21 protein-coding genes are annotated in these 18,741 nt (G+C 39.8%); 3 read left to right on the top strand and 18 right to left on the bottom strand.

All coding sequences use genetic code 11. The features are described from left to right. Genes CLV96_RS00205 through CLV96_RS00195 form a run of 3 tightly spaced genes read right to left on the bottom strand, consistent with a single transcriptional unit; the run spans position 1 to position 2,230 of the window. Positions 1-375: a response regulator gene (locus tag CLV96_RS00205; protein ID WP_004783535.1), complete on the bottom strand. Its 375-nt coding sequence runs from the start codon at positions 373-375 to the stop codon at positions 1-3. Next, positions 372-1,640 carry a sensor histidine kinase gene (locus CLV96_RS00200; RefSeq protein WP_004783568.1) on the bottom strand — a complete coding sequence of 423 codons (1,269 nt, stop codon included), beginning with the start codon at positions 1,638-1,640 and terminating at the stop codon, positions 372-374. Before CLV96_RS00200 ends, CLV96_RS00205 begins: the two co-directional genes overlap by 4 nt. Before the next feature lie 50 nt (positions 1,641-1,690). Then, positions 1,691-2,230 (bottom strand): rhodanese-like domain-containing protein, encoded by a 540-nt coding sequence (locus tag CLV96_RS00195; RefSeq protein WP_004783630.1) that lies wholly within the window; start codon positions 2,228-2,230, stop codon positions 1,691-1,693. Between the two features lie 109 nt (positions 2,231-2,339). Here CLV96_RS00195 and CLV96_RS00190 point away from each other — a divergent pair, with 109 nt between their 5' ends. Continuing rightward, positions 2,340-2,852: a peptidylprolyl isomerase gene (locus CLV96_RS00190; RefSeq protein WP_004783976.1), complete on the top strand. Its 513-nt coding sequence runs from the start codon at positions 2,340-2,342 to the stop codon at positions 2,850-2,852. A 39-nt stretch (positions 2,853-2,891) separates the two neighbouring features. After that, complete coding sequence (locus CLV96_RS19775; RefSeq protein ID WP_004783678.1) at positions 2,892-3,056, top strand: hypothetical protein; 165 nt, start codon at positions 2,892-2,894, stop codon at positions 3,054-3,056. A 12-nt stretch (positions 3,057-3,068) separates the two neighbouring features. Here CLV96_RS19775 and CLV96_RS00185 read toward each other — a convergent pair whose 3' ends face one another. The 14 genes from CLV96_RS00185 to CLV96_RS19770 all read right to left on the bottom strand — a co-directional run bounded on the left by CLV96_RS00185 (position 3,069) and on the right by CLV96_RS19770 (position 17,898). Beyond that, positions 3,069-4,922, bottom strand: a complete 1,854-nt coding sequence (locus CLV96_RS00185; protein ID WP_004783541.1) for a monovalent cation:proton antiporter-2 (CPA2) family protein — start codon at positions 4,920-4,922, stop codon at positions 3,069-3,071. Beyond that, entirely contained in the window at positions 4,915-5,457 is a 543-nt protein-coding gene (locus tag CLV96_RS00180) for an NAD(P)H-dependent oxidoreductase (RefSeq protein ID WP_004783914.1), read from the bottom strand. The genes CLV96_RS00185 and CLV96_RS00180 overlap by 8 nt, the downstream gene beginning before the upstream one ends. Before the next feature lie 146 nt (positions 5,458-5,603). After that, the gene (locus CLV96_RS00175) at positions 5,604-6,896 is read right to left on the bottom strand and encodes an adenylate/guanylate cyclase domain-containing protein (RefSeq protein WP_004783662.1); all 1,293 of its coding nucleotides are present in this window, start codon (positions 6,894-6,896) and stop codon (positions 5,604-5,606) included. A gap of 125 nt (positions 6,897-7,021) precedes the next feature. Continuing rightward, positions 7,022-7,891, bottom strand: coding sequence for a hypothetical protein (locus CLV96_RS00170; RefSeq protein WP_004783563.1), 870 nt, complete (start codon positions 7,889-7,891; stop codon positions 7,022-7,024). Between the two features lie 272 nt (positions 7,892-8,163). Further along, complete coding sequence (locus CLV96_RS00165; protein WP_004783538.1) at positions 8,164-9,012, bottom strand: flagellin N-terminal helical domain-containing protein; 849 nt, start codon at positions 9,010-9,012, stop codon at positions 8,164-8,166. Positions 9,013-9,182: 170 nt separating this feature from the next. Beyond that, positions 9,183-10,028, bottom strand: a complete 846-nt coding sequence (locus CLV96_RS00160) for a flagellin N-terminal helical domain-containing protein (protein ID WP_035983613.1) — start codon at positions 10,026-10,028, stop codon at positions 9,183-9,185. A gap of 378 nt (positions 10,029-10,406) precedes the next feature. Beyond that, on the bottom strand, positions 10,407-11,234 hold the full coding sequence (locus CLV96_RS00155) for an LIC_10740 family protein (protein ID WP_004783517.1): 828 nt from the start codon (positions 11,232-11,234) through the stop codon (positions 10,407-10,409). After that, the gene (locus CLV96_RS00150) at positions 11,209-12,204 is read right to left on the bottom strand and encodes an N-acetylmuramoyl-L-alanine amidase family protein (RefSeq protein ID WP_004783624.1); all 996 of its coding nucleotides are present in this window, start codon (positions 12,202-12,204) and stop codon (positions 11,209-11,211) included. Before CLV96_RS00150 ends, CLV96_RS00155 begins: the two co-directional genes overlap by 26 nt. 80 nt (positions 12,205-12,284) lie before the next feature. Further along, the gene (locus CLV96_RS00145) at positions 12,285-13,895 is read right to left on the bottom strand and encodes a DEAD/DEAH box helicase (RefSeq protein WP_004783755.1); all 1,611 of its coding nucleotides are present in this window, start codon (positions 13,893-13,895) and stop codon (positions 12,285-12,287) included. Between the two features lie 8 nt (positions 13,896-13,903). Beyond that, positions 13,904-14,728 (bottom strand): class I SAM-dependent methyltransferase, encoded by an 825-nt coding sequence (locus tag CLV96_RS00140; protein WP_004783905.1) that lies wholly within the window; start codon positions 14,726-14,728, stop codon positions 13,904-13,906. Beyond that, complete coding sequence (locus CLV96_RS00135; protein ID WP_004783862.1) at positions 14,725-16,827, bottom strand: tetratricopeptide repeat protein; 2,103 nt, start codon at positions 16,825-16,827, stop codon at positions 14,725-14,727. Before CLV96_RS00135 ends, CLV96_RS00140 begins: the two co-directional genes overlap by 4 nt. Before the next feature lie 8 nt (positions 16,828-16,835). Beyond that, a complete protein-coding gene (nusB, locus tag CLV96_RS00130) occupies positions 16,836-17,258 on the bottom strand; it encodes a transcription antitermination factor NusB (protein WP_081581523.1) in 423 nt (140 codons plus the stop codon). Beyond that, complete coding sequence (gene ribH / locus CLV96_RS00125) at positions 17,255-17,722, bottom strand: 6,7-dimethyl-8-ribityllumazine synthase (protein ID WP_004783584.1); 468 nt, start codon at positions 17,720-17,722, stop codon at positions 17,255-17,257. Before ribH ends, nusB begins: the two co-directional genes overlap by 4 nt. Positions 17,723-17,745: 23 nt before the next feature. Continuing rightward, positions 17,746-17,898 (bottom strand): hypothetical protein, encoded by a 153-nt coding sequence (locus CLV96_RS19770; RefSeq protein ID WP_004783721.1) that lies wholly within the window; start codon positions 17,896-17,898, stop codon positions 17,746-17,748. Between the two features lie 104 nt (positions 17,899-18,002). Between CLV96_RS19770 and CLV96_RS00120 the strand changes: the two genes are divergently transcribed. After that, entirely contained in the window at positions 18,003-18,440 is a 438-nt protein-coding gene (locus CLV96_RS00120; protein WP_004783551.1) for an SET domain-containing protein, read from the top strand. A 65-nt stretch (positions 18,441-18,505) separates the two neighbouring features. Here the strand turns inward: CLV96_RS00120 and CLV96_RS00115 are convergent, their stop codons facing one another. Continuing rightward, complete coding sequence (locus CLV96_RS00115; RefSeq protein ID WP_004783753.1) at positions 18,506-18,712, bottom strand: hypothetical protein; 207 nt, start codon at positions 18,710-18,712, stop codon at positions 18,506-18,508. Between the last annotated feature and the right edge of the window lie 29 nt (positions 18,713-18,741).

Raw genomic sequence — 18,741 nt, 5'->3', positions numbered from 1 at the left:
TTAAGATCCTGCTGAGAGAAAGGAACTAATCTCCGCAGGATCAAATGGTTTGGAAAAATATCGAGCCACTTTATTTTCAATGATTGCCGATTGGATTTCCGGAGTCAGATCATATCCTGTTAATATACAATACGTTATATTTGGTCGAATGGTTTTGGCTTTTGTTATGAACTCTAAACCGTTCATCTCTGGCATCCGCATATCACTAATCACAAACTGAACATCCAAATTTTCGTTAAGTTCTTCTATTGCTTCTTTCCCTGACTTTGCAACGATAACCTCAAACTCATTTTTAAAATAGTCGCGAAATAAATACAAATTGAGTATTTCATCATCAACATAGAGTAACTTACGTTTGGTTTTAGTATCGTTCATTTTGGTTTAGGAAGTTTGATTAAAAACTTTGTCCCTTTTCTCCATTCAGATTCTATCTCAATCAAACCTTTATGATCTTTGATAATTTTGTAGGCAATGGAAAGTCCAAGACCGACACCTTTACCTGGCTCTTTGGTTGAAAAAAATGGATTTCGAATCAGGTTTAAGTGTTCGTCACGGATACCCACTCCTGAATCGGTAATGACGATGATTGCAAAAGAACCCTCTTCGTAAGATTGGATTCCCAAGATCCCAAAATCTCCTTCCATAGCTTGGATGGCATTTGTGAGTATGTTCAAAAAAACTTGGTGAATCTTTCCTGAATTTCCTTCGACTAAAAGAGGTTGCGAAACTAATTCCTTTTGAACCTCAATCCGATCCCGAAGGGAATGGGTTAACATTGCAAGGCAGTTTTCTAAAATCTCATTTAAATCAAAACGTTCTTCAAAAGAATCCCCACTGCGAGTGAACTGGTTAAGGCCTTTGACAATTCGAGACGTACGATCGACTCCTTCCTTAATGGCATCTAAGTATAATTTTGTTTTTTCTGACTCTAAACCAGAACCTTCTAAAATCTCCCGAACACCAAAGTAACCACCTAAAATAAAGTTAAGCGGATTATTGATTTCATGTGCAATCCCTGCCGACAAAAGTCCAAGACTTGCCATTTTTTCCGATTCGATGAGTTGGTTTTGCCTTTCTTTTAACTCATCTAATGTTTGTTTTAGTTGACTTGTCCTTTTGTCTACCAACGATTCTAACTCATGGTTATACTGTTCCAAACGGTTTTCATATTCTGACCTTTCTAATTCAGCAGCAATCCTACCGGAAAAAATTTGAAACAAAGTCAAAATTTGGTCTTTGTTTTGGATTTCTGTTTCAAACAATCCAACAATGAGCCCCATCACTTCTTTTTTGGAATTGAGCAATGGGGAACCAATGTATCCTTCAATTTTCATTTCGATCAGAAGTTGGTCATCAGGAAAATTTTTTTGAACCTGTGCAGGGTAATAACACACTGAATTATCAAACACTTCCGCACAAGGTGTATCTTTTAAAGAATAAGCTATGTTTTCTGCGATCTTACCTTTTGCGACAAGGGTTATTGTTTTTGATTCGTATTTTTCCTTATCGAAGATGGCAATAAATGTATAATCTGCCCCAATTGTGGAAGCTAGTTTGAGTGTGAGTCGACTAAGAAACTCATTCCCATATGTGTTGGAAACGGCTTCGATGATATCAGAAAGTAGTTCACCTTGGATCATGGAAATTTATTTCTATAAGAACATAAATGGAAATCCTTAGTCAATCGAAATCAAGGTGCCTGGGAATCACTGACAAGCGGAAGGAGAGTTTTTTTTACATCCAAAAGAGGTCCTAATTCATAGATGGACTCGTATCCATAGGCCTTGAGAGAGTTATATGTAGAAAGGTTTAAGGAAGCTGCGGGACTTTTTGCGGCAAAGGCTTCCTGGTTTCCTTCAAAGTTGTTATTGCAATAAATTAAGATTTTGGATTTTTTTTCTGGTATAATTTCTGCCAAAGACTCTTTTGTAAACTCGGTAAAGGGAAGATTGATTGCACCTCGGATATGCAAAAGATGAAAGCGATTTTCACTACGGGCATCTAGTAACACGACTCCATCTTCCGACATAAGTTTCAAAAATTGATCTTCTGTTAGGCGGTGTGTCTCCCTTTCGCCTTCGGAACGATTGACAATTCTTTTGAATTCACCGTAATCAATAAGTTTATTTTCTATGGGAACAGGTTTTGATTTTGGTTTTTTCTTTTTTGAAGATTCCGAAAACACTGGGATTGTTACCAACATGAGTAAAATCAACAAAACCTGCTTCATGACAAGTCTCCTTTCCAAAATCGATTGAGAGAATATTCTATCCACAACGCTGGAAGCATAAAACCTTTTTTCGACTTGCCAGGGAAAATCCAAGAATTGTGATACTGAAATGAGCACACTGAGAGCAATTATCAAAACAAATAAAGGCGAAATTCGCATTGATTTGTTTCCAGACAAAACACCAAATACCGTAGCCAACTTCGTAAACCTAGCCCAAAGGAATTTTTACAACGGACTTAAATTCCACCGAGTCATTGCAGATTTTATGATCCAAGGTGGCTGCCCCCAAGGAACAGGAACTGGGGGACCGGGATATAAATTCAGAGATGAGTTCGATTCTAGTCTAAAACACAACAAACCAGGAATCCTTTCTATGGCCAATGCGGGTCCAGGCACAAATGGCAGCCAATTTTTTATCACTCATGTTCCGACACCTTGGCTGGATGGAAAACATTCTGTGTTTGGCGCAGTTGTGGATGATACAGACCAAAAAGTGGTCAATGCAATCCAACAAGGTGATGTGATGGAGTCTGTGACCATAGAAGGAGACCCAAGTTCGGTTCTTGCGGTCGCAAAACCATTTTTGGATGAGTGGAACCAAATTCTAGATTCTAAAAAATAAGAATTGATTCTTCCCTTTGTCTTCAGAAGTCTAATGATTATGAAGGCAAAAGGAAAACAAAATCAAATCTCCCAAATCAAAGCGGCTTCTAGAATGATTTTTTCTATGAAACCAACAAAAGTTAAACCATCAAAAAAACTCTATTCTCGAAAGAAAAAAGAAGATCATTCGGGAGTAGAGTTTTTCATTTCTCTTTTTTCTTAATCTTCAAAAAACTTACCTTTCCATTTCGCTCCAAGGATCCCGTTCCAATTCATCTTCCTTCCCCAAGTCCACTAACATCAAACGCTCTAATTCCGCATTTCTTTGTTTTGCTAAACTCATGTATTGGACTCTATCCTGTCTTAATTCAAAAAGTTCATGGAACGTTTCATCATCGTGTTTCAAAAATAAATTTTTTGCTTTTTCGGCTGTATGAGCCCTAGTCCCAAGTAACTTTAATACATCTTTACCCATTTGAACTGCGGTTTCTCTTGTCTCTCGATAAATATAAGAAACTCCCATTTCCTTTAAATCATAAGCTTCTTCTCGATCTCCAGCTCTTGCCACAATTTTGATTTTTGGATAGTGTTGGCTTACATTACGAATGAGTTCCGATTGTTTTTCTGGATTATCCAAAGCCGCTACAAGAATCTTTGCATGTTCTAATCCTGCCGATTCGAGTAACTCCAACCTTGTAGCATCCCCGAAATACACTTTAAATCCAAATCGACCAAGCATCTCCACCCGGTCTGCATCAAAATCTAAAATGGTAATGGGAACTCCATTGGAACGAAGGAAACGTCCAAGCATATTTCCAAACCGACCAAAGCCACAGATGATGACCGGGTTTTCTTGTTTATGAATGTCTTGTTCTGTTTGTTTTTTGGGAATTTTTGATTCTAAAAATCCAAATATCGTTTTTTCATATAACAAAAGAAGTACGGGAGTGAGTGCCATACTCACAGCAACACAAGCAACCAATATGACTATAGTTTGTTGATCTAAAATCCCAAGTCCTTCCGAATACCCAAACAAAACAAAAGAAAATTCACCCACTTGGGAAAGTGCCAAAGAAAAATATAGATTTTGGTCCAAAGGAAGACGAAAAACGAACCCAAGGAAAAATAAAACCAATGCTTTCAGAAAAATGATACCAAATACAATTCCGATAACTTTCGTAGGACTTTCCATCACCACTGGAATTTCCATAGAAGCACCCACACTTAGAAAAAATAAACCAAGCAAAAGCCCCTTAAAAGGTTCGATATTACTTTCTAACTCATGACGAAATTCGCTACTCGCAAGAACTACACCGCCAAGGAAAGTTCCAAGAGCTGCCGACACACCAATCGCACCCATTAACAGAGAAATGGCGATTACTAAAAGTAAACTGGCTCCGGTAAAAATCTCACGACTTCCGGATTTTGCTAAAATTCGAAATACAGGTTTTAACAGGTATTTGCCAACTAAAATGATTCCAATCACTACAGAAAGTACAACCAAAGTTTTTGCATACCCAGGTAAATGTTCGATTAAGGAATGGTGTTGCGATGATGTTACCTCATCAGTTTCACTTAACATAGGAAAAATGGCAAGTATAGGAATGACAGCCATATCCTGAAAGAGCAAAACTGAAAATGCGGCTTGGCCGGAAAGTGTTTTCATTAGGCCTTTTTCTTTCAATGTTTGCAAAACTATGGCCGTTGAAGATAAAGACATGATAAGACCGAGCGCAAGCGAGGCTTTCCAAAAAAAACCGAATCCATAACAAAACATTGCGGTTAATGCGGTAGTGATGAAGATTTGTAATCCACCAAGCCCAAGTAACCAAATTTTTAATTTCCAAAGAAGGTCTAATTCTAATTCCAAACCGATGGCAAAAAGCATCATCACTACACCGAATTCGGCAAAGTGCAACATGTCCTTACCTTCTGTCCCTACAAAACCGAAAACGAAAGGACCAATCACAATACCAGCAATTAAATAACCAAGTACGGAACCAAGACCCAGTCGGTTAGCAATCGGAACCACAATGATCGCACTCGTCAGATAGATCAAAGCTTGGATAAAAAAACTGACTTCATTCATTGGCTACACCTAACAATTGATTAATGAACATGGAATACCGGTTGGATTCTTTTTGCAAATCCAACTCAGTTAGTTGAAAAGTTCCTTGGACTAAAAAAGGAGATAAATAATCCATTTTACAAAGTTCAGCCGTTCTGCGAAAGGGTAAAAGAAATTCTTCTGTTTCATAACCGTGGAATCCAACCTTCGAATATGCATCTCTAGACCCGCCGGTGGTAATGACTTGTATCCATTTTTTTCCAGACAAATGAAAACCACCCGTTCCGTAGGCCCAACCATCCTCAAGGACCTGATCCATCCATAATTTCATCAAAGGTGGACAACTGTACCAATACAAAGGATGTTGAAAAATGATAATTTGATGGTTTGCTATTAGATTTTGTTCCGCCTTAACGTTAATGGAAAAATTTGGATATTCTTCATATAAATCATGTAAGGTGATATTTTCTGATACTGGTAGTGAATCCAAAAGGAGTTGATTGGCTTTGGACTTCTCAAGAGTGGGATGGACAAGCAAAATCAGGATTTTGGGCATACGAGACAAATTCACAAAATGAATGAATCGGTAAAACGTTAAAAAAAGTTTTACCTAAAACTAGATCATAATTTTTTTCCAAATCTAAACGAAAAATCGGAACTAGACAACCAGTAACCTTTTATTTACACTCTTTACTTGTGAATTTATTCAATTTCCTCGTTATGGGTGAATAAAGCCCCGGATTCATAGAGGCGTTTAAAAAGATCATTGGGAACTTTCGAACTTAGTCCATCTGCAAATTCAGGTAAAAAACCTTTTACTATATACAAAGGTATATCTGTTTCCCCTTTCATAGAAACGCAACCATGAGGTTCACAATCAAAATATAATTTTACCTCTTCATACACTTCGAAAGAAATATTTAACTCGCAAGCCATCCCAAAACTTTCCAAACGACTGGCAGTTTTGACCGTATCCCCCCAAACATCATAAACGAATTTTTCTGTACCCACCACACCGGCAACAAGAGGCCCTAAATGGATCCCCAAACGAACCTCCCAAAAATCTCGCCCCCTTAAAGAATGAACTTCTTTTTGTTCAGCCATATAAGATTGAAATGCTAAACCACATAGCACAGAATCAACGACATTGGTTCTGTTTACGTTTGGGACTCCACCTACTGCCATATAACTGTCCCCAATGGTCTTTATTTTTTCCAATCGATATTCTTTACATAGACGATCAAACTCACGAAAGATTGTATCTAATTCAGCAACGAGTTCTTCTGCATTCATTTTCGTTGCATTTTTTGTGAACCCTGTGATATCACAAAATAACACAGAAGCAAATTCATATGACCTAGGAATCACACGACCTTCTTTTTTTAATTCAACGGCAACGGACTCAGGTAAAATATTTAAAAGTAGTGTTTCAGATTTTTTTCTTTCTATATTTAAGTTTCTCCTCAAAATAAAAACCAATATCCCGATAAGGATTTGCACAAATATAAATTTACTACCTGCATCCAAATACAGATCGGAATTAGTTCCATAACTTGTCACCCATTCCTTATGAAAAAACTCAACAACATACAAAGTCACTGGCAACAAAATATAAATTGAATAAACGACATATACATTCTGATTTCTAATCAGAAAAAGAGCGATCACAAATGCAGGTATTAGGAAATAGTGGTTTCCTCCCAAAGACCCACCACTGTACAACCACATAGCAGATAAATAAAAGAGGATTGTTAAATGAAAAGGCCAGTACAAAGAAAAATAAATACTTTTGACTCTGCTCAAATAATACATAGCAAACATCAGTATCCCTGATCCAAAATTCAATGCGACAAGAACCAAAGAATTTTCTAAGCGAATCACTCCCAAAGCGACTGCCAAATTAAGAATCCCAGTAACCAAGGAAACTGTATTAAACAACCTATGTTCGAGAGAATGTTTTCTGGGATCTCCGAGGAAGAAGTATATCCATTTCATTGTAATTGGTAAGTTTCTTACTCTAACTGAGGTAGATTCAAGACATTTTCTACCTATTATCGAGACTAAAAAACCGGTTCCGAAATGGACTTTAGAATAAAAATAATGTTTTCTTCGATAATCGACTAATACCCAAAAACATTGACTGGTTCCAGTTTACATGCATCTGCTTGTAAGGAAGCTGTGAGACTAGGATTGAGTGGTGCCGCTTGGATTGCTGCATTGGGTTTATTGCAATTACTGACTTCGTTTAACACCTCCGACAAATATTTAGAATATTGCATTTCAATTAAAGCAAAATTCGTAATTTCATTTTTGCACTTATCATAGGACTCTAAAGTATAATATGTATCATTTTCAATTCCTGATAAGGATTCAAATAAGGTCGGGGTAACTCCCAAAGAAATGACTGAATCAAGCGTGAAACTTGAAGTTGATTCGACTGCATATGGCTTTATTCGAATATATGCTGGGTTCGAACACTTGATCGCCAAACAATTACCCGGAGTCACTGTCATAAAAGACCCAACAAACAATCCAATGGATGCAGCCGATAGATCTGTGGTTCCACAAACACTGCTAGTTGAATAATAACAACTAGCATTTGCTGAAGTATTTGCCGTTTTTAAAATTTTGGCAGTATACGTACCATTTGTTAAAGATTGGTTGGAACGAAAATAAAAGGTTCCACTAGAAGGAACACTCAAGTCGACGTAGGTCGCTGTTGTAGGCAAATTAAAATTTGCTGTAGTGGTTGGACCAGAAAAACCCAAGGTTGCCGTATTTTCTGTAGGACAAGTAAAACTTGTAGAAGAACTTGAGGAAGGGCTAATCGCGAAAAATAATAAATTAAACGTTCCAAGAAGGCTCATATCACTTCGATGTTCCTCGATTTTCTTTTTAGCTTCCTCCCCTTTGATCCCAGTGGGGGAAAAAACATTGGCACAATTAAATACAAAAAGAAAAACAAAAATTAGCTTAACAAATTGAAACATAAAACAATATCGCATTACTACTGTTTTTTTGTCAATCTTCAATCGTTAGGTGGTGTTTCAATATTTAGAAACATTATATTTTGATATTTTGATATTCTAAGAATCAAACCCATTAAATTAGATTAGGCAAATCCTTAAGGATAAAGAAAATCCCTTCGATAAACAATTCCGATTAGAATTTCGGATTTTTATTTTGATATAAAAAAGCCCCTTCCCGAAGTGTCCTTCGAAAAGAGGCAACCGTCTTAAGGCAACTCTTGCCTTACTACAACTTAAGTGTTATTCAAAAGTCGTAATACAGAATTTGGCCGAAGACTGGCTTGCGCTAACATTGCCGTACCGCTTTGCACGAGAATTTGTTTCGTCGTGAGCGCTACCATTTCTTCCGCCATATCTGCGTCCCTAATCCTTGATTCGGATGCTTGCATATTTTCGTATGCACCCATGAGGCCTTTTGCAGTACTTTCGAGCCTATTTTGATAAGCTCCCATATCTGCTCTCTGCTTCATGATCTTGTTCAAGGCGAAGTCCGCTTTAGCAATCGCTTCATCTGCTTTTCCAGGTGTAGAAAGAGCAATTTTATTTGCACCTTCTGACATCTTTAGAGCTTTCGAAGTCATAGTCCCAATGTAGAAACGCTCTCTTTGCTTTGCGTTTGCTCCCATGTGAAACCACATCGATGCTTTCGTTGACTTTCGAGCGAAGTCTCCTTCAAACAGTTTCATTTTATTGAACTCTGCTTGTGAAGCAATTCGATCGATCTCATCCACCAGCGCAGATACTTCTACCTGCACGAGCTGCCTGTCCTCCGGTGTGTAGATTCCGTTCGAAGTCTGGATCGCTAAGGTCCGGATTCGTTGGATGATTTCAGCCGACTGGTCGAGAAAACCCTCTGCAGTCTGGATGAAACTAAGTCCATCTTCCGTATTCCTTTCGGCCTGACGTAAACCACGAATTTGTGTCCGTAGTTTTTCCGAAACAGCAAGACCAGAAGCATCATCACCGGCAAGGTTAATCCTTTGCCCAGTGGAGAGGTTCCTCATGGTCTTATCTACATCCCATTGTGTAAACTTGAGAGCACGATGTGATTGAATCGCACTCATGTTGTGATTGATAATCATTGGCCTACACTCCTTTGTGTATTACCAAGAACGGTCTATATTTCGTTCTTAGCCGGACAATCCCTGTCCGGTGTCAAGGATGAGCTTTCATTTTGCCACCTGGCAGGGGAAAGCCGGCTGATTATCTAATTACAACTCTTCAGTTACACTAACCACTCACTTCGTTATGATTAACGAAGGAGAGAAAGAACTCCTTGTGGACGAACATTCGCCTGAGCTAACATAGCAGTTCCAGATTGAACTAAAATCTGGTTCTTTGTGAAAGCCACAGTTTCTTCTGCCATATCCGCATCACGGATCCTAGACTCGGAAGCTTGGGTATTCTCATAAGCGTTCATGAGCCCTTTTGCAGCATGCTCAAGACGGTTAAAGTAGGCACCTAAGTTTGCTCTTTGTTTGCTAATGCGTGTTAACGCAGCATCCAAAGTTCCGATCGCATCGTTTGACTTGTCAGCTGTTGACAAAGACAAGAGATCTCCACTTTGACCTTTAAGATTAAGTGCACGTGCAGTCATTGTTGCAATAAACACTCTTTCTCTTTGGTGCATGTTTGGTCCTAAATGGAACCACATGGAAGTTGCTCTAGATCCACGAGCAAAATCACCTTGAAGCAAATTCATTTTATTGAATTCTGCTTGTGAAGCAATTCTGTCCACTTCGTCGATAAGTTGTGAAACTTCAACTTGGATCATTTGTCTATCTTCATCAGTATAAATACCATTAGACGACTGAATTGCAAGAGTTCGAATTCTTTGAATGATATCATTCGATTCTTGCAAAAACCCTTCCGTTGTTTGGATTAGGCTCATACCGTCTTCGGTATTTCTCTCTGCTTGTCTAAGACCATTCACCTGCGTTCTCATTTTTTCCGAAACGGCAAGGCCGGATGCATCATCACCTGCTCGGTTGATTCGCATACCTGAGGATAGTTTCTCCATATTTTTGGAGACTTCCTCGTTTTGGAACTTGAGGACGCGATGTGAGTTGATCGCGGCTAAATTGTGGTTTATGATCATTGGTTTCCTCCTTGAAACTTGATCTGGCAAACAAGAGAATCCCTTCTCTCGCTTTTTTTTGTGTCTGGCTTTCAGGCCCCTATGGTGCCTAAAATCTCTATTTGTTCCCTTTGTATGTCGGTGATCGGATAGAAGAAATTAATTCGAAGATTTGGAGGTATTTTTGCGATTTATTGCGTATTTTTACGCCTTTTCAATGCTTTTTAATGACTTTAGCGTTTTATTTTTTTTTAAAAAAAGTTCCAATTCCCCCCATACGATGATCGGCAAATCCCCATTTTCCATAAGCAAATTTTGAAAAATGGGAAAATCGAGAGGGATTATCCTAGTTTTGAGGGAGGAAGGAGTAGGAAGTGGAGACACCCAAAACAAAAAAAGTTAAGGGCGACTTGCCTGCGGTGATAAAGTTTCCCAGTGGTAAACAGGATTTGTTTCCCCTGAAAATTGATGTTCGATTGTTTTTAAGTCTTTAAAGTTTTCAAAGAGAGTAGCATTTAACGCACGTATTGTGGACTCCATTGCAAGGATCCTACGTTTGTTCACTACCTCTTCCGATTCCTTAGGACCAGTTTCTGTCCCAGCAGAGTAATAGGTAATTGTATCTACTGGAGCATTTGGATTTTCCTCTTCGGAATCGTTAGTTTCTTCGGATTTGGTGCGAGGAAGTCTGTATTTTTCCATCACATCTTGTAAAATTTCTACGTTCCAATCGATGACTAGTTTATTCCCTTGATTCAGAAACCAGGACTGTTTTAAAGCAAAACGAATGTCCAAAAGTTTTTTGGGTGAAAATAGTTTTCCATCTTTTGCCAAAGCTTCCACAGAATCAAAGTAAGGTGGTGATCCCACTTCGCCCACGATTTGATAAATAAAATCGCCCGGTTCTTCTCTTTTCAATACCTTTCTGTGGATGGGAATTTGTTCCCCTTCTCCATTGGAAATATAGATCACAACAGGTTCCCTATGATCTAAAGATGGATAAGAGTAGAGTTGAAATGGGATTAACAATCGAAACGGATTTTGTTCAGCTAAAATAAAAAAACTAAAAAAAATCAGAAGAGAAAACCAAGAGGCAAATAAAAAGATAAAGTCCCTAGTGAGTTTGGTTTCCCCTGTTCCGATTTTGTAAAACCGAATGATTAGGTCTTTTATGATTTCTTTTAGAGAACGAAGGGATTCTTTAATCTTTTGAAGATGCGTATTCATGGATTCCTTTGATGACACTGCGTGCAATTTTCTTTTGGTAGTTTTTGTCCCGCAAACGTTTGCTTTCCTCAGGGTTTGTCAGATACCCCATTTCCACAAGTACCGCAGGCATAAGGCTTCCTCGCAAGACGGAAAAATCTGCCTTTTTCACACCCCGGGATGGGATCTCGGGACTCAAACCCTTTTCATACTCCAAAGCCACAGCACTTGCCAATTTCCGCGACCGCCTTTGGGTGACACTGGACAACATCTGGGATTGGATCTGAGAGACAACCGGGTTCTTATGTTTTCCCACATACCGATTTTCCAAAATAGCCGTTTCACGAGCGGCCTCCGTACTTGGACTTTGGGAAAGATAGTAGACTTCAAAACCAGCTGCCTTATCCGAAAGCGAAGCATTGCAATGAAAACTAATAAAAACCACATCCCTTGTGTCCTGCAACATCTGGTTTGCCATTTTGGATCTGTCTTCTAACTCCACAAAGGTATCATTTTTTCGAACCATCTGCACCCGAATTTCTGGGTAGTACTTTCGTAAGTACAAATAAGTATAACGAGCCACACCGAGACTCACATCCTTTTCAAAATATCCTGTTGGATCGGAAGTGCCTGGATCCTTTCCTCCATGCCCCGCATCAATGACAATGGCTTTCACATTGAGATTTCGTTTAGGAGTTGGTTCTTTAGGAATGAGAACCCAAAGTTCAGTTTCTTTGAATTGGTAACGAACGTCATAAGAAATGAGATTGAGTAAAACCGCTTCCACAAGATCCAAAGGAAGATATACATCTTCTTCCTTTTTTAAAATGGCTTTTGGGATTTTGTAAATTTTACCATCCAGGGTATAAAAACTAGATCCAAGGCGAAATTGAAGGTTCCCCTGAGGAGTGTAAATGGAACCAACTCTTGTGAATTTTTTTAGTTTTGTTGAAAGTTCTGGCATTACCATTTTTAAATCGGAGAATGCCACGTAGTTTCCTTTTCCGTAGAGCGGAAGTTTGGCGACTTCAGCTCCTACGAAACTTGGAAAAAGACAAAAACATAAGAGAGTTAATCTTTTTTGAAAAGAGAAAGAATTCGCTGCCAAATCGATTGTTTCTTTTTTTTAGATTTTTTCACTTCGTTGATATCGAAGAGATTTCTTCTTGGATCGTTCTTTTGGTAAGGTTTTCCCGATTGGTTTTTCTTATGTTGGCCTTTACCTTTCCCATCCTTGGGTTGATGGCCATGTTTGAATTCATGGTGAGTCATTTTGGCCGGGTGTTTATGGTCTCCATCTCCCTCATGATGGTGTGGGTGCGACATCTTTGCTGGTGGGTGGTGTTTTTCCCCACGCCCTTTCCCTCGACCACGGTCTCCAGATCGGTTCTCATTTCGATCACCTGATCTGTGTTCGCCGCCTCGGTTGTCCCCGCCACGTCTTGGTTTCCCGCCACGACCACCACGGTCTCTCCGTTCCCTGTCTTGGTATTTTTTTTCACCAGGGATGGCTTCGTCGACAAATACAGGAGTAAACTCACCTGTTGGAAATTCTAAATACTCTTCACGAATTTCTCCGATCGGAATTTTGGAATTCAGGTAACGTTCAATTCGTTCGAGTTCGGTATAATCTGTCTCGGAACAAAATCCAATCGACATACCTTTTCTTCCCGCACGCGCTGTCCGACCAATCCTATGCACATAGTTTTCTGCATCTTGTGGTAGATCATAATTATAAACCACATCGATATTTTCGATATCGATCCCACGGGAAGCAACATCTGTCGCAATCAGATACTTATACTTTCCTGCTTTAAAATCTCGTAAAAGACGGATTCGTTTCTTTTGGTCGAGTTCGGAAGAAAGTCCAGTCGCAGTGATTCCAAATTTTCGCAATACAGAAACAATCTTAGGAATATTCATCTTGTAATTGGTAAAAATAATTCCAAGACCTTCTATCTGGTTATTTAAAAGAGAATTCACAAGATATGGTAGTTTTTCTTCCCTTCCTAAATGGAGTAAGGTTTGGTCAATTCTTTCGGTGATGACTTTTTCTGGATTGATATGAACTTCAATCGGTTCATTCAAATACTTACTGGCAAGACGCACCACTTCGTAACTTAAGGTTGCACTAAAAAGAAGAGATTGTTTTCTATTTTTACATTTGTGAAAGATGTATTTAAGATCTTGGACAAATCCCATATCAAACATTCTATCTGCTTCGTCGAGAATCACCACTTTGATGTTTTCCAAAGAGAGGCCGTGATTTTTTACAAAGTCGATGAGACGTCCGGGCGTCGCCACAATGAGACAAGCCTTATTACCTAACGCCTGTTCTTGGGAGCGGTAATCCGTTCCCCCAATGATGGTAGCCACACCAAAGTCAGTGAACTCTAAAAGTTTTTTAGCTTCTTCTGCAATTTGGATCGTGAGTTCTCTTGTGGGGGCAAGGACAAGGGCATAAGGCAAAGGTTCCTCTTCTGTTGCCGACAAAAGTCTATGGAGGGTGGGAAGTAAGAAAGCCATAGTCTTTCCGGTTCCGGTTTGAGCAAGCCCCGTGAGGTCGTTTCCTTCCATTGCAAATGGAATGGACTTGGCTTGGATGGGAGTGAGGTCTGTATAACCGATTTTTTCTAAAGCTTTGGTTAATGACTCGTGAAAGGGTAATTCGTTAAATTTCATAATGGATTTCAGTGTTTTCTTTTTCTGGCAATCAGTTCGATGGTATCACCATAGGCAAATTGGTTTGCATATAGTCGATACAGCCATTCGGGGAGTTTGCCAAGAGGGCTTAAGTCCCGGTAGGAGTGATACGACATAGGTCTAACATAGTTCACTTCAAAGCCAAGGATTGACAAGAGTTTTTTCAAAGAGAGGAAGGAGTAGTCAAAAAAGTGGTCAGAGGGATGGGTAGCAAACCATTCCTTGGGGTTTGTCTGGAAACTGGGGCCAAAACTAGAAGGAACTGCCAAATAAAGATACCCACCTGGCCGAGTCCATGCCTTCATTCGTTTCCAAATCCCTTCGATGTCTTCAATGTGTTCTATGACAAAAAAAGCAGAGACCACATCAAATTGTTCCTCCCACTCACGCAAACCTACCGACAAAACCGAAGTTTGGTCTACATCGAGGCTAAGAGAGGATTTTGCATATTCCACTTCTTTGGGAGAAAGTTCGAGGCCTTTTGTTTGGTAACCGACGATTTTTGCTTCATCCAAAAAAAAACCCGCCGCCGATCCAATTTCCAAAAGTGTTTTTTTCTGAGAGGAAGTTTTATCCTTGGGATTTCCTTCTGCCAATTTTTTTAAATTCGATAACCGACGTTTGGCCATCGCACGTAAGTTTGGTTCATCCTCGTAATAAGATTTTTTATATTGGGACTTATATTCTTCCATAAAATAACTATCCCCATACTCTCTTTGTTTTGCAGGAAGATACCGAAGAACGCCGGTAAGTCGACATTCTTCATAAAACTCTGGGAATATTTTATGGGGTAAAAATTGGAACAAACTCAAAAATAAGTTCTCTTTTTAGATTCCAGGGATTTTTCATACTGAGCTCTCGCTGCTCTTTTGTTTTCATATGCTTCCGTAAGGCTTGGGTTTAAATCAATGGCTGTTTGGAAACTAGAGAGCGCTTTTTTGAATTCCCCATTTTTAAAATAACAAACCCCCAAATAATTATGTGCCTTGGAGGAAATGGTAGGAGTGACATCGGAGCGAGTAATAACAGTTAGTTCTTCGATCGCTTTTTCACGATCAACAAGGGAACCGGAATCAATTAAAATTTTGGAGAGGACTAACTTTGATTCCATATCCTCTGGGTCAATATGGGTAGCGCGAAATGCTTCTTCTTTTGCTTTTCTGGAAAGACCAGAGTTTCCACTACTCGCATAACTAAGCGCCAGTTTTCTATGAGCCAGTTTAATTTCCTTTGGATCCTTAGCGTTTTCCAAAACATATACGAGCACCTTTTCGGCGGCAGGATAGTTTTTGGTTTGGATGTATACATCCGCCAGTTTCAATCTTGCTTCATACAGTTCCGGTTTCCAAGCAATCGCTTCTTCATACTCAGCAATCGCTTCTGAATAAAAACGGTTTTCTAAATAGTAGTCCGCAATGGCAAGTCGTGACTGTGTATGGTTCGGATCCAGGGCTTGCGATTTACGAAGGGACTCAATCGCCATCGTAGGTTTTCCAGCATGTAAATAGGCAAGGCCCAAATTGTAATAAGCCGATTGGTTTTTAGGATTGAGTGCAAGTGCCCCTTCAAAAGAGGTAATACTTTCTGAATACCGCTCCATCTCATCCAAAATGATTCCGAGATTCACATAAGCAGTTTCCGAATACGTATCTCCAGGGGTCAGACGGATGATCCGGCGAAATAGGCTTTCTGCCTCTACCAGTTCCCCTTTTTTATAATAGAGCTCAGACAATGCAAAAAGGGAATCCACATCACTGGGCTTCAGTAATAAAGCTTTTTTTAAGGCAGTGATGGCCATATTGGTTTGGCCCATCGATAGAAATGCGTCTGCAATATAACGATACACTTCTGGTTCATTGGCATTGGAATCAAGGGCTTTTTGGAAGTATTTGGCTGCTTCTTCTGGAACTTTCTTTTTTAAATACACCAAACCTAAGTTATAGTAGGACTTGGCATCATTTGTTTTCAAACGAATCACTTCGCGGAAATAAAACTCTGCTCTATCATAATCTTCTCTTTGGTAAAAAATCGTTCCCAGATGGCCATAAGACAAAACAGCGGTTTGGGAATTGGGCGCTGTTTGCACTACCTTCTGGAATTCAGAAATGGCCTCTGCAATATTTCCTTGTTTCAGATAACTAATGGCTAAGTTATACGTAAGAGTGACATCTGTAGGTGCAAGTGACTGTCCTTCTTTATATGCTTCAATGGCACTGGCAGGATCTCCTATCTCTTGGAATAAATTTCCCTGGAGGAGTGCCACACGATAATCATTGGGAGCAATTTCTTTAGCTCTTTCGGCAGCTCGCCTTGCCTCTTCAAATTTCCCTGCATGTTTGAGAGCAAGGGAAAGATTATAAAAAGCAAAATAGTTTTTGGAATCGTATTGGATGGCTTTTTCCAATCGTTCAATGGAATTGATATAACGACCTGCTTCATCATACAACACACCAAGCACAGTGAGGGCAATGGATTTATCTTCATCACTTCCTGGCGAATTTAAAAATTCTTCACAAACATTTCCCACTCGATCCACATAACGGTTGTGATAGGCATTGAGACAAGCAGCAAGTTTGGGATTTACAGAATCATCGGGAAGATATGGTTTATCGACAAGAAGGTTCAATGCCTTTTTATCTGTGGGCAGGTTCTTTAACGCTTTGGCAATCTCTTCCGGATTTTGTTTTTTTTGTAGATACCACCAGTAACCTGCGGTTAAAAACCCAAGGACGAGTAGAACAAGGAATGTCCAAAATAAAAAAGATAAAACTGGACGACGTGCCGTGGTTTCTGATTCGTAAGTGGTTTCTTTTTCTCGGCCCAGGTTCCGTAAGTATGGATCTTCCTGGTAATAACTTGGCTGTGAAGACTGCTCTTCAATGCGAAACCGGTTTTTTTGGATGGGATCCATTCTTTATTTTATTTGGGATTTTTCGCTACAATCTCCTTCTTATAGAAGGCATCGAGCAGTCCGTTGATAAACTGTGCTGATTCGTCCGTTTCAAATTCTTTGGTGAGTTCCACTGCCTCATTGATGACAACGGGGGCCGCAAGGAAAGGTTCCTTTTGCAAACTCAAGATCGATAAACGCAAAATACAGCGGTTGACCACGGAAATACGCGAAAGTTCCCAATTCTCCGAATACTTCTTGATTAGAGTATCGATCGCTTTTCGATTTTCGACCACTCCTTTCACAAGAAAGACAGCATATTCTTTTTCTTCTCTAGTGATTTTTTTGTCATACCAATCGAATTTCATCGCTCGGTCTGGATCCGTTCCGACGAGGTCAATTTGGTAGAGGCACATTAGGGCGAGACTTCGCCCGCGGTGTCTAGAACTCATCCGATCTCTTTGAAAAGATTTGCCATCTCAATGGCTGTGGTGGCTGCCTCGTATCCTTTGTTACCTGCTTTGGTGCCGGCTCTTTCAATGGCTTGTTCGATCGATTCCGTCGTAATGACTCCAAAAATCACAGGTACCGATCCATCAGCCACGGATCCTACTTTAGCCGCTTCCCCAGAAACCAAATCATAATGAGAAGTGGCTCCGCGAATCACGGCCCCAAGGCAAACGATAGCAGAAAATTGGTATTTTTTTGACCCAAGAACACGTTTTACGGTTTGTGGGAGTTCGAAGGCACCGGGAACATAGATCACAGTGACATCGGAATCAGCGATCCCATGTTGTCTGTATGCATCTTTTGCTCCTTTGAGTAGAGACTCGGTAATGAATTCATTAAACTTTGAAACGATGACACAGTGTTTTTGTCCGTTTCCGATGCGGGTGCCTTCCAGAGTAGCTGTCATGTATCCAAAATCCTAGGAGGGGGTTATTTCGCAAGACGAATGACAAGGGTAATCTTTCCGTCTGGATTTTCTACCACTTCAAACCCATCTCGTTTGAGAGCTTTTTTGGCTCGGTAGATCGCCAGATTCACAACATTGGTTTTCTCTTCCGTCTGCTTTTCTGATTTCCGGTTCATAGATCCCCTCTCCCCTTAAAGTTCGGAGTGCACACCATCCAATCTTAAATACCAATGGCTTTACAAGGTAGAATTGTTTTCCTCTTATGTCATATAGGAAGAAAATGAAGAAAAAGAAATCTATAAAGAAGGCCAAAAAAAGGAAACCGGTAGTGTATACCGAGAGTGACTTTATCGTAAAACCTTCCTCTGTTCCTAATATCGGAATGGGACTATTCACCAAACAAACATTATACAAGGGAGATACCGTTGGTTACTACATGGGTAAAATCATTACCGATGAACAAGCGGAATCAAACAAATACGTAGACTCAAAATACTTACTTTGGATCTGTAAGGACTGGTGGATTTATGGGGAAGGACGTGAATCCAATTACACCCGTTATATCAACCACTCCTCAAAACCAAACGCGGAACTCATCACTTCTGTCAGATGGAAAACGGCACGGTTTAAAGTGTTAAAAACAATTCCGGAAGGTGGAGAAATTTTCTTTGATTATGGAAAGGACTATTGGGACAATGTGGACTTCAAACCGAAGTAAACATGAACCTGTGTGGCCAAAAGAAAATTTGACCAAATGGCAATGAAAAAACCTACGGCAACGGTCTAGAGAAGACCGTTAGTTCCAAAGGTCGTTTTGGTAGAAGTTTTGTGAGCATCGGAAGCCTCCAAAGCTTCCGTATAACGAATGACAGAATCATCCATACGAAATACTCCTTCCGTTGTTTCTTTGTGCACAAACCGGCAAACCAAAAGATTGGCAGCAAAGAAGAGAAGAGCGAGAACCAAGGGAAAACGATACGAATTCGACATAAAACCCTCCGATTTAAGATAAGCCTCTT

This window comes from Leptospira meyeri, assembly GCF_004368965.1.
Lineage (GTDB): Bacteria > Spirochaetota > Leptospiria > Leptospirales > Leptospiraceae > Leptospira_A > Leptospira_A meyeri.
The sequence above is the reverse complement of the archived record's forward strand: the minus strand, read 5'-3'. Positions and strand labels throughout refer to the sequence as shown.

Excerpts from the sequence above, each read along its gene's own strand:
- CLV96_RS00205 (WP_004783535.1), bottom strand. The coding sequence starts at position 375 with ATGAACGATACTAAAACCAAACGTAAGTTACTCTATGTTGATGATGAA.
- CLV96_RS00200 (WP_004783568.1), bottom strand. The coding sequence starts at position 1,640 with ATGATCCAAGGTGAACTACTTTCTGATATCATCGAAGCCGTTTCCAAC.
- CLV96_RS00195 (WP_004783630.1), bottom strand. The coding sequence starts at position 2,230 with ATGAAGCAGGTTTTGTTGATTTTACTCATGTTGGTAACAATCCCAGTG.
- CLV96_RS00190 (WP_004783976.1), top strand. The coding sequence starts at position 2,340 with ATGAGCACACTGAGAGCAATTATCAAAACAAATAAAGGCGAAATTCGC.
- CLV96_RS19775 (WP_004783678.1), top strand. The coding sequence starts at position 2,892 with ATGAAGGCAAAAGGAAAACAAAATCAAATCTCCCAAATCAAAGCGGCT.
- CLV96_RS00185 (WP_004783541.1), bottom strand. The coding sequence starts at position 4,922 with ATGAATGAAGTCAGTTTTTTTATCCAAGCTTTGATCTATCTGACGAGT.
- CLV96_RS00180 (WP_004783914.1), bottom strand. The coding sequence starts at position 5,457 with ATGCCCAAAATCCTGATTTTGCTTGTCCATCCCACTCTTGAGAAGTCC.
- CLV96_RS00175 (WP_004783662.1), bottom strand. The coding sequence starts at position 6,896 with ATGAAATGGATATACTTCTTCCTCGGAGATCCCAGAAAACATTCTCTC.
- CLV96_RS00170 (WP_004783563.1), bottom strand. The coding sequence starts at position 7,891 with ATGTTTCAATTTGTTAAGCTAATTTTTGTTTTTCTTTTTGTATTTAAT.
- CLV96_RS00165 (WP_004783538.1), bottom strand. The coding sequence starts at position 9,012 with ATGATTATCAATCACAACATGAGTGCGATTCAATCACATCGTGCTCTC.
- CLV96_RS00160 (WP_035983613.1), bottom strand. The coding sequence starts at position 10,028 with ATGATCATAAACCACAATTTAGCCGCGATCAACTCACATCGCGTCCTC.
- CLV96_RS00155 (WP_004783517.1), bottom strand. The coding sequence starts at position 11,234 with ATGAATACGCATCTTCAAAAGATTAAAGAATCCCTTCGTTCTCTAAAA.
- CLV96_RS00145 (WP_004783755.1), bottom strand. The coding sequence starts at position 13,895 with ATGAAATTTAACGAATTACCCTTTCACGAGTCATTAACCAAAGCTTTA.
- CLV96_RS00135 (WP_004783862.1), bottom strand. The coding sequence starts at position 16,827 with ATGGATCCCATCCAAAAAAACCGGTTTCGCATTGAAGAGCAGTCTTCA.
- nusB (WP_081581523.1), bottom strand. The coding sequence starts at position 17,258 with ATGAGTTCTAGACACCGCGGGCGAAGTCTCGCCCTAATGTGCCTCTAC.
- ribH (WP_004783584.1), bottom strand. The coding sequence starts at position 17,722 with ATGACAGCTACTCTGGAAGGCACCCGCATCGGAAACGGACAAAAACAC.
- CLV96_RS19770 (WP_004783721.1), bottom strand. The coding sequence starts at position 17,898 with ATGAACCGGAAATCAGAAAAGCAGACGGAAGAGAAAACCAATGTTGTG.
- CLV96_RS00120 (WP_004783551.1), top strand. The coding sequence starts at position 18,003 with ATGAAGAAAAAGAAATCTATAAAGAAGGCCAAAAAAAGGAAACCGGTA.
- CLV96_RS00115 (WP_004783753.1), bottom strand. The coding sequence starts at position 18,712 with ATGTCGAATTCGTATCGTTTTCCCTTGGTTCTCGCTCTTCTCTTCTTT.